The 16,053-nt window shown below is 41.3% G+C and carries 17 protein-coding genes; 1 reads left to right on the forward strand and 16 read right to left on the reverse strand.

Annotation, left to right across the window (positions count from 1 at the left end; all coding sequences use genetic code 11):
- Positions 1–3 precede the first annotated feature (3 nt).
- The 4 genes from PCY70_RS02960 to PCY70_RS02975 form a co-directional block, all read right to left on the reverse strand.
- Positions 4–312 carry a flagellar hook-basal body complex protein FliE gene (locus tag PCY70_RS02960; protein WP_010167538.1) on the reverse strand — a complete coding sequence of 103 codons (309 nt, stop codon included), beginning with the start codon at positions 310–312 and terminating at the stop codon, positions 4–6.
- A gap of 25 nt (positions 313–337) precedes the next feature.
- Positions 338–799: a flagellar basal body rod protein FlgC gene (gene flgC, locus PCY70_RS02965; RefSeq protein ID WP_010167536.1), complete on the reverse strand. Its 462-nt coding sequence runs from the start codon at positions 797–799 to the stop codon at positions 338–340.
- Positions 800–822: 23 nt separating this feature from the next.
- Complete coding sequence (flgB, locus tag PCY70_RS02970; protein ID WP_305768382.1) at positions 823–1,185, reverse strand: flagellar basal body rod protein FlgB; 363 nt, start codon at positions 1,183–1,185, stop codon at positions 823–825.
- A gap of 140 nt (positions 1,186–1,325) precedes the next feature.
- Positions 1,326–1,898: a hypothetical protein gene (locus PCY70_RS02975; protein ID WP_305768383.1), complete on the reverse strand. Its 573-nt coding sequence runs from the start codon at positions 1,896–1,898 to the stop codon at positions 1,326–1,328.
- A 91-nt stretch (positions 1,899–1,989) separates the two neighbouring features.
- Between PCY70_RS02975 and PCY70_RS02980 the strand changes: the two genes are divergently transcribed.
- The gene (locus PCY70_RS02980) at positions 1,990–2,409 is read left to right on the forward strand and encodes an NfeD family protein (RefSeq protein ID WP_010167530.1); all 420 of its coding nucleotides are present in this window, start codon (positions 1,990–1,992) and stop codon (positions 2,407–2,409) included.
- Positions 2,410–2,415: 6 nt separating this feature from the next.
- Here the strand turns inward: PCY70_RS02980 and PCY70_RS02985 are convergent, their stop codons facing one another.
- From PCY70_RS02985 to PCY70_RS03040, 12 genes are all read right to left on the reverse strand, one after another.
- Complete coding sequence (locus PCY70_RS02985; protein WP_305768384.1) at positions 2,416–3,609, reverse strand: pyridoxal phosphate-dependent aminotransferase; 1,194 nt, start codon at positions 3,607–3,609, stop codon at positions 2,416–2,418.
- A gap of 110 nt (positions 3,610–3,719) precedes the next feature.
- Positions 3,720–5,288 (reverse strand): ribonuclease Y, encoded by a 1,569-nt coding sequence (rny, locus tag PCY70_RS02990; protein WP_029488098.1) that lies wholly within the window; start codon positions 5,286–5,288, stop codon positions 3,720–3,722.
- A 147-nt stretch (positions 5,289–5,435) separates the two neighbouring features.
- Entirely contained in the window at positions 5,436–7,898 is a 2,463-nt protein-coding gene (locus tag PCY70_RS02995; protein WP_305768385.1) for a hypothetical protein, read from the reverse strand.
- Between the two features lie 70 nt (positions 7,899–7,968).
- Complete coding sequence (locus PCY70_RS03000) at positions 7,969–8,616, reverse strand: hypothetical protein (RefSeq protein ID WP_305768386.1); 648 nt, start codon at positions 8,614–8,616, stop codon at positions 7,969–7,971.
- A 137-nt stretch (positions 8,617–8,753) separates the two neighbouring features.
- On the reverse strand, positions 8,754–9,860 hold the full coding sequence (locus PCY70_RS03005; RefSeq protein ID WP_305768387.1) for a hypothetical protein: 1,107 nt from the start codon (positions 9,858–9,860) through the stop codon (positions 8,754–8,756).
- A 36-nt stretch (positions 9,861–9,896) separates the two neighbouring features.
- Positions 9,897–11,087, reverse strand: a complete 1,191-nt coding sequence (locus PCY70_RS03010) for a hypothetical protein (RefSeq protein ID WP_305768388.1) — start codon at positions 11,085–11,087, stop codon at positions 9,897–9,899.
- Between the two features lie 15 nt (positions 11,088–11,102).
- Positions 11,103–12,272, reverse strand: a complete 1,170-nt coding sequence (locus PCY70_RS03015; protein ID WP_305768389.1) for a hypothetical protein — start codon at positions 12,270–12,272, stop codon at positions 11,103–11,105.
- Between the two features lie 49 nt (positions 12,273–12,321).
- Positions 12,322–13,467 (reverse strand): hypothetical protein, encoded by a 1,146-nt coding sequence (locus tag PCY70_RS03020; protein WP_305768390.1) that lies wholly within the window; start codon positions 13,465–13,467, stop codon positions 12,322–12,324.
- 86 nt (positions 13,468–13,553) lie between these two features.
- Positions 13,554–13,913, reverse strand: a complete 360-nt coding sequence (locus tag PCY70_RS03025) for a hypothetical protein (protein WP_305768391.1) — start codon at positions 13,911–13,913, stop codon at positions 13,554–13,556.
- Positions 13,914–14,016: 103 nt separating this feature from the next.
- Positions 14,017–14,673, reverse strand: coding sequence for a hypothetical protein (locus PCY70_RS03030; RefSeq protein WP_305768392.1), 657 nt, complete (start codon positions 14,671–14,673; stop codon positions 14,017–14,019).
- Between the two features lie 24 nt (positions 14,674–14,697).
- Positions 14,698–15,354, reverse strand: coding sequence for a hypothetical protein (locus tag PCY70_RS03035; RefSeq protein ID WP_305768393.1), 657 nt, complete (start codon positions 15,352–15,354; stop codon positions 14,698–14,700).
- A gap of 24 nt (positions 15,355–15,378) precedes the next feature.
- The gene (locus tag PCY70_RS03040; RefSeq protein ID WP_305768394.1) at positions 15,379–16,035 is read right to left on the reverse strand and encodes a hypothetical protein; all 657 of its coding nucleotides are present in this window, start codon (positions 16,033–16,035) and stop codon (positions 15,379–15,381) included.
- Positions 16,036–16,053: the final 18 nt, after the last annotated feature.

The following is a 16,053-nucleotide window of genomic DNA, read 5'->3' on the forward strand; positions in this document are numbered from 1 at the left end:
ATTTTATACTGGTATCTTAATAATTTCATTGTATGCCGTCATAATTTTATTTTGTACTTTCATCGTAAAAGAAAGCATAGTTGACGATTTTTCTTGTGCAATCATAAGGTCATGAATATTTTCGCTTTGCCCTGTAATAAAATCATAGGTTAGGTTGGTACTCACATTCTCTGCCTCTTGAGTTGCCTTCAAAAGATCGGTCGCTGCATTAAGAGATAATCTAAAAGAAGTATCATCTATTGCAGTAGTTTTGTTTGGTTCTCGGATTTCTTTCGGAGTATATCCCAGCATATTGACACGTCCAATTGCCATTGTTTCATCTCCTTTCGTCTAGTGTTTATCTACCAAGATCTAGTGCTTTAGTGTTCATTGATTTGAGATTGTTGAAAGCAGTAACATTTGCTTCGTATGATCTGCTAGCAGAAATCATGTTAACCATTTCGGTTACAACATCAACATTTGGCATTTCCACATACCCTTCTTCGTTGGCGTCAGGATGCGTCGGGTCAAAAATTAGTGGAAATGGAGTATCATCTTCAACAATTCCAGAAACCTGTACTCCACTAGTATGATACATATTCAGATTTCTATTCAAGATATTATGGAAGTTGTCTGGTAATTTATTTGCAGCATCGCGCATTGGAATGCTTTCAAATAGAACTGTTCGGCGCTGATAGGGGCCCCCGTCCGGGGTGCGAGTAGAATTAATGTTCGCTAGATTTTGAGTAATAACATCTAGCCTAAAACGCTGAGCAGTAAGACCTGTTGCAGCGATGTCCATTCCTGAAAAAAAAGACATAATCGAATCATCCTTTCATGAGCTTATTGAAGTTGCTGAAAAATATTTTGATAACGTTGCACTTGTGAAGTAGCACGTTGAATGAGCGTATTATAGCGGAGTGTTTCTTGGCTAAGTTGACTCATCTCCTTATCAATATCGATATTATTTCCATCTAAACGAGTTCTAGCGCCGGCATTGTCATAATAAACGCGAGGTTGAATACGGTTAAGGTCAATATTTTTTCTGCCATGCATCTGCAACTCGCGTGCTAATATACTTCCAAATTCAACATCAGTGCGCTTATAACCAACAGTGTCTATGTTGGCAATATTATTTGTGAGATGTTGATATCTAAGCATAGACGCATCGAGCGCTTTTTTTGTTATGTCGATATTCTCAAACATAATAATCTTTCCTCCTTTCTTTCTAGCTAGTGTTGTAAAATTTATAAGACTAAAATTTACATTTACACTTACTACCAGTATTTGCCTTAGAGCTAAGTTTATACGTTTTATTAAAATAAAGCAACTACTTCTGCAGAATTTTAATAAAACAGTCCAGATGAAAATAATACATTTTTTACTAGTATTCTCACATGCTGAATAAATATAGCATCATATAGGCTAATGCCAAAAATTACCAACAAGGCTTTTAGATAAAAATCGATAAAATGCTTAAATATGATGTCTGTTTTGAGAATACTATATGAGATTCCTTTATAAAAAATTTCCACTAAAACACCAATTATAGCCACGCTAGAAAAACCAGATATCATCAAGGTGGCTAAAATTCCTTGAATTCCGTACAAAATTACTAAACAAGTAAAGGTAAAAGAATATGAAAATATCATATAAAAAAGACTAACTACAGCAATGGGCAATAGATTTTTGTTCATAGTGCCAATAAAAATTAATATAGCTGGTATCAAATATGTAATAATAGCTTGTCGAAAAATTTCAAGACCAGGTATAATTTGAAAGTTTCCTTCAAAAAAACTGTTCACAGTATATAAAAGTGAGCTATTATCCTTCACAACAATAGCATATAGAGTGCCGCAAAAACTGCTAATCAAAATAAATAATAAAAAATATTTTCGGCTATTAATAAATTCACTCATGGCTAATCCTTCTTTCTTTCTTTTTTATTTATAATAAATATGAAACAAGCCATACTAAATAGAACAAAAACTATTTTGAAGGAGAGTTGTTATGTGGATAATTTTGGTAATTGTAACGTTATTCTGCTACTTAAAATATCGGGATAATATTTTTAGAGTTTTGCTATTATGTAGTATATTGACCTTAGTTTCAGCTAGTTTTATAGAATCAATACATCTACAGGTTGCGCTATTTTTAGTATATTGTCTAGCGGGATTAATATTTTTAATTTTGTTGAAGCAACCGATTTTTAATGTCAAGAGAAAGTATAATCTACAAAATGCTGTAGGAAAAATAGCTATTGTATCAGAACCGCTCGATGCCGAAAAAGAAGGTGCTGTAAAATTTAATGGAGATGTGTGGCATGCCAAAACAACCTCTAGATTTGAATTAAAAAAAGGTGACCCAGTAAGGATCACCAAAATAGAGGGATTAGTTTTTTATGTCGAAGGCAAAATATTAAATCGTTAATTAGTATTATTGTAATTTGTGGACAAAATCTCGAACACGATCAACGCCTTTTTTTATGCTATCTAAATCTATGGCATAAGAAAATCGAACGCAAGTAGGCGCAGCAAAGTCGGCACAAGGAACCAGCGCAACGGCTTCTTCGTCCAAAAGCAATTTTGCAAATGTGGCCGCAGAGTCAATTTTTATGCCGTTATAAGATTTGCCGTATAGATCAGAAATATCAACGAAGCAATAGAATGCGCCATGAGGTTTGACTACTTTAAAGCCCTTTATTTCTGTGAGAGCACCATATAAAAAATCACGCCTTTTGGCAAATTCTATCTGCATCTCATCTACAAATTGGCGTCCTTCGGATAGTGCAGCGAGGGCGGCCATTTGCGCAATGGAGTTTGGATTAGATGTAGAATGAGATTGGATATTTGCCACGGTGCTAGCTATTGTTTGTGGTGCAGCTAAGAACCCGATTCTCCAGCCGGTCATGGCAAAGCCTTTAGATAGCCCGTTAATTGTAATGGTGTGATTATAAATTTCATCCGAAAGTCCCGCAACGCAAACGTGTTCAATTCCATCATATACGAGGTATTCATAAATTTCGTCAGAGATAATCCACAAATCATTTTCAACGGCAACGTCGGCTAAGGCTTGTAGTTCATCTTTTGTATATACAACACCCGTTGGGTTAGAAGGCGAATTCAAAACTATGGCACATGTTTTATCGGTAATTGCAGCTCGAAATTCATCCGGAGTAATCTTGAAGTCGTTTGCGGCTTGTGTGGCAACAGCGACAGGAACACCGCCAACTATTTTGATCATCTCTGGGTAACTAAGCCAATACGGTGCCGGCAAAATAACCTCATCCATATAGCTAATGATTGCTGTAAAAGCATTCATAAGAGAGTGCTTTGCCCCATTGCTAACTACAATTTGGCTAGGTTCATAGTGAACGCCATTTTCTTGTGCAAACTTTTTGGCAACAGCCGCTTTTAGAGGCGCGATTCCAGAGGCAGGAGTATATCTGGTAAAGCCGTTATCGATAGCAGTTTTGGCGGCTTCGGCTATATGCAAAGGGGTGTCGAAATCGGGTTCGCCCGCACCAAAGCCAACAACGTCTATGCCGCTCTCTTTTAATTCTTTTGCTTTTGCAGTGATGGCCAAAGTTGAAGATGGTGCTATATTGCGTGCTAGGTTTGATATTTTCATTATGATTCTCCTCGTTTAATTATTTTGTAATCATTATATACGGCTCATTAAAAATGTGCAATACTTAAATTTAAAAATTGCAGAAAAAAAGTAACTTCAAAAATCTGAAGTTACTTGGCATATTCGATCGCTCGTGTTTCTCGTATTATATTTACCTTGATCTGACCAGGATATTCAAGGTCTTTTTCAATTTGTTGAGTAACATCCCGCGCCAAAACCGAAAGTGCCTGATCGTCGACCTGATCGGGAATCACCACAATTCGAATTTCTCTGCCAGCCTGAATTGCAAAAGAAGATTCAACCCCCTCAAAAGAGTTAGCGATTTCTTCTAATTTATTTAGTCGTTTGATATAAGTTTCCAGTGTTTCACGCCTAGCACCAGGGCGAGCTGCAGATATTGTATCTGCCGTTTGCACGATTACAGAAATCATACTGGTAGGCTCCACATCTCCGTGATGCGATTCTACCGCATTAATGACAGTATCGTTTTCTCCATATTTGCGACACAAGTCTACGCCAATTGTAATATGGGACCCCTCTTCTTGCTGTTCATAATCGATAGCTTTTCCAATATCGTGAAGCAATCCCGCACGCTTTGCAAGTCTAACGTCAAATCCCAGCTCAGCGGCAATCAAACCAGATAAAATCGATACCTCTATGGAATGTCGAAGTACATTTTGTCCATAGCTAGTTCGAAATTTCATTTTGCCAAGAAGGCGCATCAGTTCGTGATGAATGCCATGCACTCCTGTTTCAAATGTAGCGGCTTCGCCTTCTTCTAAAATGATAACCTCTATTTCTTTGCGAGCTTTTTCCACCATCTCTTCAATTCTAGTAGGATGAATGCGTCCATCCATAATTAATTTTTCAAGAGCAATTCTAGCGATTTCGCGTCTTATAGGATCAAATCCAGAAAGGACGACTGCCTCTGGAGTATCATCAATAATTAAATTGATGCCAGTTAAGGTTTCCAATGTTCTGATGTTTCGGCCTTCTCGACCAATAATTCTGCCTTTCATCTCATCGTTAGGAAGCGTAACAACCGTCACGGTAGAGTCTACCACATGATCTGCAGCGCATTTTTGAATAGCAAGAGTTAAGATATCTCGTGCTTTTTTTGTAGATTCAAGCTTAGTTTGTGCTTCTATATCTTTGATCAATATAGCAGATTCGCGTCTAATTTCGTTTTCTAAGCTTTTTAGAAGAGTCGCTTTTGCATCGACTGCGCTAATGCCTGCGATTTGTTCTAATTCCTGAGTTTTTTGAAGCTCCAATTTTTCAATTTTTAATTTTGTTTGTTCAATTATCGTTAATTTATTATCAACTTGGCTTTCTTTGTCTTCTAATTGTAAAACTTTTCGATCAATTGTTTCTTCTTTACTCAGTAGCTTAAGTTCTAGCTGCGACAACTCGGCGCGACGCATTTTAGCATCGAGTTCCGCGGCATCTTTTAGTTGAATACAATCTTCTTTGGCAATAAGGAGCATTTCTCGTCGATCAGATTCTCCTTGTTTTATAGCAGCTGCGATAATTTGATCAGCTTGCGCTTTGCCCGCATCAATCGTAGTATTAATGATGCCCAATTGCTTTTCTAAGATATACTTTCGATAAATAAAACCACTGATTATGCCTATAATAAGACCTAAGCCTAGGTTTAATATTGGGATGATGATTTCCACCTCTCTTCCATGTTAAATATAACTAAATACTCAGTAATTGTATAACTTTTCTAAATTTATGTCAACTATGATTTTGTGCTTATAAAAATTGACGAAATAATAAGCGGCAAAAAGTAAAAAAACTCCCCAAAAAGGAGAGTCGCAAAATTAATTTAAGATGGTAAGTTTGACATTAGAAATGACGCCACCAGTGGGCATAGAAATAATGACTTCGTTTAAACCGTCTCGAATAATCGCGGGGTTGGCTATGTCAAAATCCATAAATGTAAATAAGTCTCCGCTCTTGTTTGTATCGTCGAGACTTCTGGTGCCAACATCAACCCCATTGATAGCAACGCTGAGATTTCCTGCAAACCCCTTGCCCTCACGTCCAAAGTTGACCCTTGCTACTGCCGAATTAATCGACCCCGCATCTGCAACATCGACAGTGAATGTGGCTGCCGCACCGCTAGGAACCAGCTCCTCTACTGAGTAATACGATTCCCGAGCAAGTTTGCCATCAAATACAGTGGCGGGTGCTAGCTGAATTTCAAATATTGCCATCTCCTGAGCTCGCATATGCACGTTATCCAAATCCTCAACAGCTTCTTCGAGATAGTAGAGCTTTGCGTTTTCAAGATAGCAATGTTTTTTTGATGCGGAAGCGATATCGGCACCGAAGTCGAAATCGATCTCTACTTGCGAAGGATTTAAGTTGTGAACCGCGAGGTATACTATGTCCCCCGCGCGGGCGGCAGTGGTAAATATTCGGTCCTCAATGAGCTCGTCGACTGCAACAACATCGGCAGGTACATACGACCCCGCAAAGTCCTTCCATATATCCACATACGCTTCGAGATAAGTCATTTCATCTTGTATGCCCTGATTTGGATTATTATTGTTTACGTATCGATATAGATTATTGTCGCGAGTAGGTGCCCAGCTAGCGATGGGATACAAATATGGTACATACATATCGATGACCTCTGGGTATTGCATGAAGCGCATCATATAGCCGTTAAACGCCGTGAGATTTTGAAAGTTGTCAATCTCGGTTGTGAGGCTATTGTAGCTGCCAGCCTCGGTAATCATAAACGGTTTCACATTGTCAGTATTTTCCATATGCCCGATTAACAAATCCATGACGGCTTCAAATCTGCCTGCTAAAAAACCATCAGAGTTGTCCGCACGGCCGTTGACCATCAAGTCAGAGTTTTCGTAAAAATGATGCGAATACCAGTCGAGCGTATCTTTTGTTGCATCCATAAATTCGAGCTGGTATCTGGCCTCTTCAAAATTGTCGTTTTCGAGATACATAAACGCGCTAGATGGGCCGCCAACCAACGTTTCGGGATTAAGCTCGTGCACTGCGTCGGCAACCATATTGTGAAACTCCGCTAAATATTCCCAAGCAACATCGTCGGAGTGTGTATTAAAAAATTGCCATTCGCCAGAAATTGTAGACTCGTTTTTTACCTCCAAATATTTTGGTGCGTAGTCGCCAAACTTATTATTGAATGCTCTCATTAGATGTGCCGCGGTATCGGCAGCTGCGTCGAAATGTTTGTAGGCTGGAGTTGCCGACTGCGTACTCATTTTGGCACCAGGCTCCCATTGCCAAGTGGGCCACCCGTCAAATGTAATAACATAGTCGTTGCCAATGCTTGGGAACAAATCCGCAGCTTTTTTTTGTAATGCCGGAGCCTCTTGGTATGCCGCATATAAGGCATCAACATTGCTATAGCCATCGTCGCCCTCGGTAATGAGTTTGGAAGATTCGAGAGTTTTAAAGTGATACGCACCTCGACCAGGCTCAAATCCCCAATCTTGATATGCCTTCGAAAAAATTTTGTCATCGCTAGAAAGGTTTGCGTTTGTGCTCCCCAACTGAATAGGGCCAGTGTTCACGTGAAGCCTCTTATATGTACTGGGGTCAAATTCTGAGTGCCCATCCAAGCTTATGTTGGTTGTAGCGTCAACGTTAATTGCAACATCGGCAATAGGCAGCTCGGCGCCCAATACGCCATAGGCAGAAACATCATACTCTAGCGGTACGCCAGCTTGCTCCCACAGATACACCTGGGTGATTGTGCCATTTCCCTTAAATCGAAGCTTATATCCAGAATAGTCTGTTCCGGCTACTGGTGAGCCAATAGGCAGCTTTGAAACTTCTGCTGTTTTGCCATAGGTAACAGTTTTGCCACCGCCACCCTTCCACGAAATATTGTGGTTATCTAGCAGATGCTCCTTGCCGTTGGGTTCAACGAGATAGAGCTTCATCGAGTTGCCGTTAAGAAAGTCTCCCGTATAATAAAAGTTACCAAAAAATCGCATTATGCTAGCGATATCTGAGGGTAATTCAATATCAGCCGAGCCGTCGACCGCGAGCGCTGTTGCAGGATAATAAAACGTCACGCGTTGTAAATTCTTTTCGCCGTTAACCTTAGAAATGTAGCTAGCAGGATTAATATTTCGAGATGCGAACGCAGAGGTATAGCTTGCAACAACGTCATCGATGAGCTCAAAGCATCTGGAATTTTCTAAAACAGTAGCTGGCAAATCTGCAGCAAAGGCCGAAGAAGATGCGACCATCATTGTCGCGGCAATAAACAAGTATTTAAATTTCTTCATAATAGTTCCTCCCATAAAAAAAAGTGCTGCCCAACATGGGGGTAGCACACAAATTAGATCAATTGTAAAACTATGAAATATCTTTAATTGTGATGTTATCGATAATGTAGGTAGGGGTATCAAGCCCAGGCATAACATTTTCTACTTCGGGTTCTGCCATATAAAAATCGAGTGCAACAAGGCCGGCGGCGGTATCAACTCCGGGCTGCGAATAGCCATCATCTGCCCATTTGCCGGTCTTAACTCCGGGAGTGCCTATAATATCGGCGTCCCAGACAATCTCGCGAGTGCTATTAGGTTCGATGGCAAAGAAAGTCATTCGAGTGTTTCCGTGAATGTCTGTGAGATTGCATCGAATCTGAATCGCCTGATCTAGAGGATTTGTTACAGATGCAACCATCGCCTTGCCAGGGGGAATAGTCCAAATTTGGTTCTGTGGAATGATGCTTAAGTTGTTGATGATATTCCAATCTAAAGAACGATCTGAGAGGGAAATTTTTAATGCTTTAGTGCCATCAATAACTCCGGTGGTTGTGCTAAATTCGGAGTTAAAAGAGCTTCCGGTAATTATCCAACTAGCAGTTTCGCTTTCAAAAGAAACCAATGGAAATTCCATAACGATAGGAGCGGTGCTTTCGGAAGCTTTTGCTGGAGCGGTTGTCATAATAGCAGAGCAAATCATTACGGCGGCAACTGCAGTAGCAAAAAGTTTTTTCATGGTAGAGACCTCCTAAAATTTTATTGTGTACTTCTTGTATATATATATTCGCTGCCATAACAGAATTTATAGCAGTAGTATAAGCCATTATCATGGCAAATGCAATGACAAAAAATCTTGGCGCAACGCAGATAAATTTATTGCGGGGTCAATTTAAAGTCCCATTTGAAATCATTTAATAGATCAACATTGCCTTCTGGCATTACAAAATCAAAATTAAGTCCAGCAAGAACTCCTATAGGATTTGCGTCAACGAAAGTTTGTGAGTTGGTAGGCGTTAAAATTTTGATCCCCTTAGGGCTAGATAGAGAAATATCTAAATTAGTGGTACCCGCATTACCCAACAAAGCATACGTCTTAAACATCTGAACGTGCATAGTAACTGTATCTCCAGCCGCAACCATTAGCGTGCCATCTGCCGCCGTCGCAAGGTTTTTGCCATCCTTTTTTAATTGTACAGTCATCGAATTTGGAAATGCAGGTGGAGTTCCGCCAACCAAAGTTTTGCCCAATAATGCTTCGTAGTGAGTTTTTGGCAGCGGCATAAAAGCTGCAGCAGTTTCGGTCTTGCCAGGCTTAATGTTGGTGATGGCAAAACTGGCACCAGAAGGCACAACTCCCTTTTCTACATGAATGTTATCGATAATAAACGCCATAGAAGATTGCCCCTCCATAATGCTAGGCGTAGGTTCTGCGGCATAGAATCGAATTGCCTTAATTTGGCTAGGGTCTACTCCGACTTGCGCGTATCCGGCATCCCAATCGGCAGATTTTACGCCAGGCTCGCCCCAATAAGTTTTGTCTATTGCGATTTCACGAGTAGAGTTTGCCGGAATTTTGAAAATCGTAAGTCGCGTATTGCCGAGGTTGTCGGTGATGTTTAAACGAATCTCGCTCTCAAAGTTATTTGGATTGGTTACCGAAGCTTTTAGCGTATCGTATTTGGTAAGGCTCCACACTGTTCCTGCAGGTGGATTGATGGTACTAGAAGTAAGCGTATTCCAATCTGCTGCGCGAGAAGCGATATCAATTTTGAGTGCTTTAGTTCCGTCGGCATTGGCAATGACATCTACACTACCTGTTGCTGTTGGACCAGAAGTCCAGAGCACTGCCTCCGCGGCTTCAAATGAAATAGGAGCGAAGGCGATTGCTTTGGCTGGTGCCGCTGGTGCTGCTGCCATAGTAAGTCCAACGTTAGACAATGCAACCACACCTGCTAGTGCAAACATAATAAATTTTTTCATAGATAAATCTCCTTTCAAATTAAACAAAATGTTTGATTATCGAATTGTAATATTATCAATGATATAAACTGGGCTGGTAATGCCAGGCATAGTCTTAAGTTCTGGCTCCGCCATATAGAATGTCATTCCCTTGAGAGCGGACTTGTCGACGCCGTTTAGGTCATATCCATCTGCGCCCCACTTAGAGTTTTTAACACCAGGAGTTCCGAGTTGCTCGGGCCCTATCACAAGTTCTCGAGTACTATTTGCAGGAATCGAGAAGTACACCATTCGGGTATTGTTGGCAGTATCGGAAAAATTGCATCGTAGTTGAATTGCCGCATCGAGCGGGTTTGTAACAGTGGCTACAACAGAAGTGGCGGTGCCCATATTCCAAATTTCTCCAGGAGGGATGATTGCAAGATTATTGCGGACGCCCCAGTTCATAGATCGTTCTGTAATGGTAACCTTAAGTGCTTTTGTGCCGTCAACTGCTCCTTCTGTTACAATTTCATGTATGTTTGATGGGCCAGTCACATTCCATTTTTTTGCAACGCCATCCTCAAAAGATGTTACAGGAAAGTTGCTCCCTTCTATAGGCATTGCAGGTTCCGCAGGTCCCTTTTCTACATAAAGATTATCGATTATCATTGAGGCGGCATTGATTCCCGGTATAAATTTTGGCTCGGGCTCCGGAAAGTGGAATCGCATTTCTTTAATAGCGCTGGTATCGAGCCCCTTGCCAGAATAGCCGTCGGCTTCCCATTTGGCACTTGCAACACCAGTTTCGCCAAAGTATTCTCCGGTAATTGAAATTTCTCGAGTGGAGTTTGCAGGAACGGTAAAGAATACTAATCTGTTATTTCCGGATGTATCGAGAAAGTTAATTCTAATAGACAAATCAAAATTTTCGGGGTTTGTCAGCGTGGCTTTTATTATATCATTTTTTGCCAAATTCCAAGGCGCTCCATCTGCAGGGGCAACCGTAAGAGAAGTAATTTTGCCCCAATCTGTCGTGCGCCCGTTCATAGAAAGTTTCATGGCCTTCGATCCATCGACAACGCCCGCGGTGCTGATAATATCATGGGAAGCGTATTCACCATAAACATTCCACTTTGAAGCTTCACCATCCTCAAACGAAACTTTAGCAAAATTCCCCACCATAACTATAGGAGCGGTTGCAAAAACTGGTGCTGCCGACATAGTGAACATAAGAGAAGTAATTGCGGCGGTAATAAATTTTTTCATATATTAGACCTCCAATTATTTTGCTCGAACATTGTCAATAATGTAAGAAAAGCTTGTGATATCTTTCATAACAGCGGCTTCTGGTTCAGAAACAAAAAATTCAAGCGCTGTAATTTTATTTTTGTTAACCCCTTTTCCAGAGTATCCATCGCCCTTCCAAAGCGCTGCCTGAACCCCAGGAGTTCCTAGTCTTTCGGCATCTATAACGATTTCTTTATTAGTTTTTGGTGGAATAGTAAAATATACCATTCTAGTATTTTTGTCAGCGTCTATAATATTAGCTCGAATCTGAACGAGATAGTCATTGTCGTTGGTAACATGTGCAGTAATCATAGTTGCAGCGCCCATATCCCAAGTTTGACCTGCTGGAATTATATTCAATTTGGTAATTTTGCTCCAGTCAGATTGGCGTTCGGGAACAGTTATTTTAAGCGCATTGGTTCCGTCGACTGCGCCAGTGGCTACGATTTCTTTGATAGGTGCGGCGCCAGTTACGGACCAGTTGCTTTCGCCAGGCTCAAACGATGTAGTAGGGAAAGTTAGTATTGCAGCTGGTTGAACAACTCTGATGTTATCTATAATATACGATGCGCTAGTGACACCTTTCATAACAACAGCTTCGGCTTCAGAAAAATAAAATTCTATACTAGTAATACAAGAAGGATCGATGCCCTTTCCTGCGTAGCCGTCGCCGCTCCAAACATTTTCGGTAACACCAGGAGTTGCCGAGCCAAGCTTAACAGGATCCAAAACTATTTCCGTAGAAGCGCCACCGGCAATTGAAAAATATGCCATTCTGGAGTTGCCCTTTGCGTCTTTAACTGTAGCTCTAAGTTGAATCAGTTCTGTTCCGGGGTTGGTAACGTTGGCTGCAATAGAGGTGCCGACGCCGATGTTCCAAACACTTCCAGCAGATGGCTTTGCAGTGAGTCGAGTTATGTTGTTGGCATCGGTTGCGCGGCTGGTCATATTTACCTGCAAAGCTTTGAGCCCAGCAGTCGAGCCAGATGTAACTACGGCGCTAGTAGCGTTAGGGCCAGTAACTTGCCAATTAACAGCTTCGCCATCTTCGAAAGAAATAGAATTAAAAGATGTTGCAAGTGACGCAGGAGCAGCGGCCATGACAGAGCCAAAGCTTCCTGCTGAGATAATTCCAGCGATTGCTAATGTAATAAATTTTTTCATAATAAATCCTCCTAAATAAATGATTATGTGGCAATAGGTGATGCTGCGGTTACTTTACTCTAATATTATCAATGGTATAAGAAAAATTGTTTATGCCTTCCATAACGGCAACTTCTGGTTCTGCAATAAAAAATTCGAGCGTTGTAATTTTATGCTTATTAATACCCTTTCCGAAATAACCTTCCGTATCATAGAACCACCGCTCGCTGTGAATTCCAGGGGTTCCTAGCTGCTCAGCACCGATAACGATTTCTTTATTAGCGTTTGCTGGAATCGAAAAGTATACCATTCGAGTATTTTTGTCGGCATCGGCAATGTTGGCGCGAAGTTGAAGCGCGTGGTCATTGTCGTTGGTAACAGATAAAGTAATCATGGTTCTGTCCCCCATATCCCAAACTTGGCCTTCTGGAATTATATGCAATTTGGTAACTTTTTCCCAGTCTGATTGGCGTTCGGGAATAGTTACTTTTAGCGCGCTAGTTCCGTCGATGATACCAGCAAACACATTTGTTGGCGCCTCGGTTACTACAAACTGCGTGATAGGCGCTGCGCCAGTTACATGCCAGTTTGATTCCGAAGCTTCAAATGATGTAGTAGGAAAAGTAGAAACTGCTGGAGGTTGAACGAGTCTTATGTTATCTATAATATACGACGCATCAGTGAGATTTTTCATCGCGCTAGTTTCAGGAAAATAAAATTTGAGGCTGCGGATAGAACTAGTATCGATGCCGTTGCCCCAAACAGTTTTGGCAGTGCCTGGGTTTGCGGGGTCCAAAACTATATCCATAGAAGTGCCAGCAGGTATTGAAAAGTCTGTCATTGCGGAGTTGGTCCTTAGGTCTACAATTTCGGCCCTAAGCTGAATCAATTCTGTTCCGGGATTGGTAACAGTTGCGGCAATAGATGTGTTGATGCCTAACTGCCAAACGAATTTGTTAGCAGGTGTTACAACGAGCTTAGCATTGCTATCGGTTGAGTGGTGAGGCATATTTACTTGCAAAGCCTGAATACCATCTGTGGCCCCTTGTGTAACTATTGTACTATTAGATCCTTGCCAATTCATAACTTCTCCAAGTTCAAAAGAGATAGGAGCTAAAGGTGCTCGATCGAATGCTGGAATACCGAAGGCGCCAACGGTAACGCAATTTCCAACAGAGATAATTCCGGCGATTGCTAAAGTAATAAATTTCTTCATGATAAACCTCCTAGATAATAATTAATGTAGTAATAGTAGTTGTAAAAAGAGTTATATGCGAGACTCTTGGTGTAATAAAAATAAATTTATTGTACAGCAACTGTAGTTTTTGGCAATATTTTCCTCTTTGATAAATCATCATGCAAGCGGAGTAACAGATGCTGGTTTGAGAGCGATGTTATCTTTGTAGTGAGCTTAGCGTTATCAGAGATATTGGCTGAGTGGCGAGGTATATTTACTTGTAAAGTCTGAACACTTCCGGTGGCATCTTCCGCCATTATTGAGCTATTAGATTTTGTAATCTCCCAGTTCGTAACTTCGCTACATGTAACAGAGATAGGAGCCAAAGGTGGTGGATTTGATGATGCAACACCGAAAATACTAATAGTGAAAAAGTTTATAATAGAGATAGATACTATGATTGTTAAATTAATAAATTTCTTCACGATGTAATCCTCCTAGCTGATTATTTCATATAAACGTAACAATAGGAGCTGCATAAAGAAGTTATACGCAAGGCTCCTGTTGTAATAATGTAATTCAGAAAATTTATTGCGCAGGTGCAGCGACAGGAGCTGGCTTAAGAGTGATGTTGTCGATTATATAAACTGGAGACGCGACACCAGGCATAACTTTTTCGAGCTCTGGTTCGGCAACATAAAAACTCATGGCTTTGATAGCAGTTTCGTCGATGCCTTTTTGGCCATATCCATCAGTTTTCCAAGATCCGTTAGCGACGCCAGGCTCACCGAAAGTTTCAGCCGTATACATAATTTCGCGAGTACTATTGGCAGGAACTAGGAAAAATGCCATCCTGGTATTGCCAACATTATCAGAGATATTCCATCTAATTTGAAGACCTTGATCGGACGGATTAGTAACAGATGCGGCAACAACCTGGCCCTCTGGTACGCTCCAAATGGTCCCAGCTGCTGGATTTACATTAAGCTTAGTGAGAATGCTCCAGTCGGTTTGGCGAGTGGTCGCCGTAACTTTAAGCGCCTGAGTTCCATCTACAACGCCAGCGTTAGTGACAACTTCAGATTGAGCAGCAGGGCCTTCAACAGACCATCCGTCAGCAGTTTCGAAAGACATAGTAGGAAGTGGAACGGTAACAGTTGGAGCGGCAGGTGCGGCAGCCATGACAGAGCCGAAGCTTCCGATAGAGATAATTCCCGCAATTGCGAATGTAACAAATTTTTTCATAATATTATCCTCCTCGATAAATAATTATTGCGCAGGCACAGCGACAGGAGCTGGCTTAAGAGTGATGTTATCGATGATATAAGATGGAGATGTAACTCCAGGCATAACTTTTACTGAATCAGGTTCAGCAACATAGAAGTTCATAGCCTTAATGCAAGACTCGTCGATGCCCTTCTGTGCATACCCATCAGTTTTCCAAGATGCACCAGTAAGACCAGGCTCACTAAATAGAACGGAATCATACATAATTTCGCGAGTACTATTTGGAGGAACTAGGAAATATGCCATCCTGGTATTGCCAACATTATCAGAGATATTCCATCTAATTTGAAGACCTTGATCGGACGGATTAGTAACAGATGCGGCAATAACCTGGCCCTCTGGTACGCTCCAAACGGTCCCAGCTGCTGGATTTACATTAAGCTTAGTGAGAATGCTCCAGTCGGTTTGGCGAGTGGTCGCCGTAACTTTAAGCGCCTGAGTTCCATCTACAACGCCAGCGTTAGTGACAATTTCAGATTGAGCAGCAGGGCCTTCAACAGCCCATCCGTCAGCAGTTTCGAAAGACATAGTAGGAAGTGGAACGGCAACAGTTGGAGCGGCAGGTGCGGCAGCCATGACAGAGCCGAAGCTTCCGATAGAGATAATTCCCGCAATTGCGAATGTAACAAATTTTTTCATAATATTATCCTCCTCGATGAATAATTATTGTGCAGGCACAGCGACAGGCGCTGGCTTAAGAGTGATGTTATCGATGATATAAGATGGAGATGTAACTCCAGGCATAACTTTTACTGAATCAGGCTCTGCAATATAGAAGTTCATAGCCTTAATGCAAGACTCGTCGATGCCCTTCTGTGCATACCCATCAGTTTTCCAAGATGCACCAGTAAGACCAGGCTCACTAAATAGAACGGAATCATACATAATTTCGCGAGTACTATTTGGAGGAACTAGGAAATATGCCATCCTGGTATTGCCAACATTATCAGAGATATTCCATCTAATTTGAAGACCTTGATCGGACGGATTAGTAACAGATGCGGCAATAACCTGGCCCTCTGGTACGCTCCAAACGGTCCCAGCTGCTGGATTTACATGAAGCTTAGTGAGAATGCTCCAGTCGGTTTGGCGAGTGGTCGCCGTAACTTTAAGCGCCTGAGTTCCATCTACAACGCCAGCGTTAGTGACAATTTCAGATTGAGCAGCAGGGCCTTCAACAGACCATCCGTCAGCAGTTTCGAAAGACATAGTAGGAAGTGGAACAGCAACAGTTGGAGCGGCAGGTGCGGCAGCCATGACAGAGCCGAAGCTTCCGATAGAGATAATTCCCGCAATTGCGAATGTAACAAATTTTTTCATAATATTATCCTCCTCGAT

The organism is Candidatus Epulonipiscium viviparus, from assembly GCF_030708075.1.
Lineage (GTDB): Bacteria > Bacillota > Clostridia > Lachnospirales > Cellulosilyticaceae > Epulonipiscioides > Epulonipiscioides viviparus.

Bases quoted from the DNA above. Each gene is read 5' to 3' on its own strand.
- PCY70_RS02960 (WP_010167538.1), bottom strand. From the start codon at position 312: ATGGCAATTGGACGTGTCAATATGCTGGGATATACTCCGAAAGAAATC.
- flgC (WP_010167536.1), bottom strand. From the start codon at position 799: ATGTCTTTTTTTTCAGGAATGGACATCGCTGCAACAGGTCTTACTGCT.
- flgB (WP_305768382.1), bottom strand. From the start codon at position 1,185: ATGTTTGAGAATATCGACATAACAAAAAAAGCGCTCGATGCGTCTATG.
- PCY70_RS02975 (WP_305768383.1), bottom strand. From the start codon at position 1,898: ATGAGTGAATTTATTAATAGCCGAAAATATTTTTTATTATTTATTTTG.
- PCY70_RS02980 (WP_010167530.1), top strand. From the start codon at position 1,990: ATGTGGATAATTTTGGTAATTGTAACGTTATTCTGCTACTTAAAATAT.
- PCY70_RS02985 (WP_305768384.1), bottom strand. From the start codon at position 3,609: ATGAAAATATCAAACCTAGCACGCAATATAGCACCATCTTCAACTTTG.
- PCY70_RS02995 (WP_305768385.1), bottom strand. From the start codon at position 7,898: ATGAAGAAATTTAAATACTTGTTTATTGCCGCGACAATGATGGTCGCA.
- PCY70_RS03000 (WP_305768386.1), bottom strand. From the start codon at position 8,616: ATGAAAAAACTTTTTGCTACTGCAGTTGCCGCCGTAATGATTTGCTCT.
- PCY70_RS03005 (WP_305768387.1), bottom strand. From the start codon at position 9,860: ATGAAAAAATTTATTATGTTTGCACTAGCAGGTGTGGTTGCATTGTCT.
- PCY70_RS03010 (WP_305768388.1), bottom strand. From the start codon at position 11,087: ATGAAAAAATTTATTACCGCCGCAATTACTTCTCTTATGTTCACTATG.
- PCY70_RS03015 (WP_305768389.1), bottom strand. From the start codon at position 12,272: ATGAAAAAATTTATTACATTAGCAATCGCTGGAATTATCTCAGCAGGA.
- PCY70_RS03020 (WP_305768390.1), bottom strand. From the start codon at position 13,467: ATGAAGAAATTTATTACTTTAGCAATCGCCGGAATTATCTCTGTTGGA.
- PCY70_RS03030 (WP_305768392.1), bottom strand. From the start codon at position 14,673: ATGAAAAAATTTGTTACATTCGCAATTGCGGGAATTATCTCTATCGGA.
- PCY70_RS03035 (WP_305768393.1), bottom strand. From the start codon at position 15,354: ATGAAAAAATTTGTTACATTCGCAATTGCGGGAATTATCTCTATCGGA.
- PCY70_RS03040 (WP_305768394.1), bottom strand. From the start codon at position 16,035: ATGAAAAAATTTGTTACATTCGCAATTGCGGGAATTATCTCTATCGGA.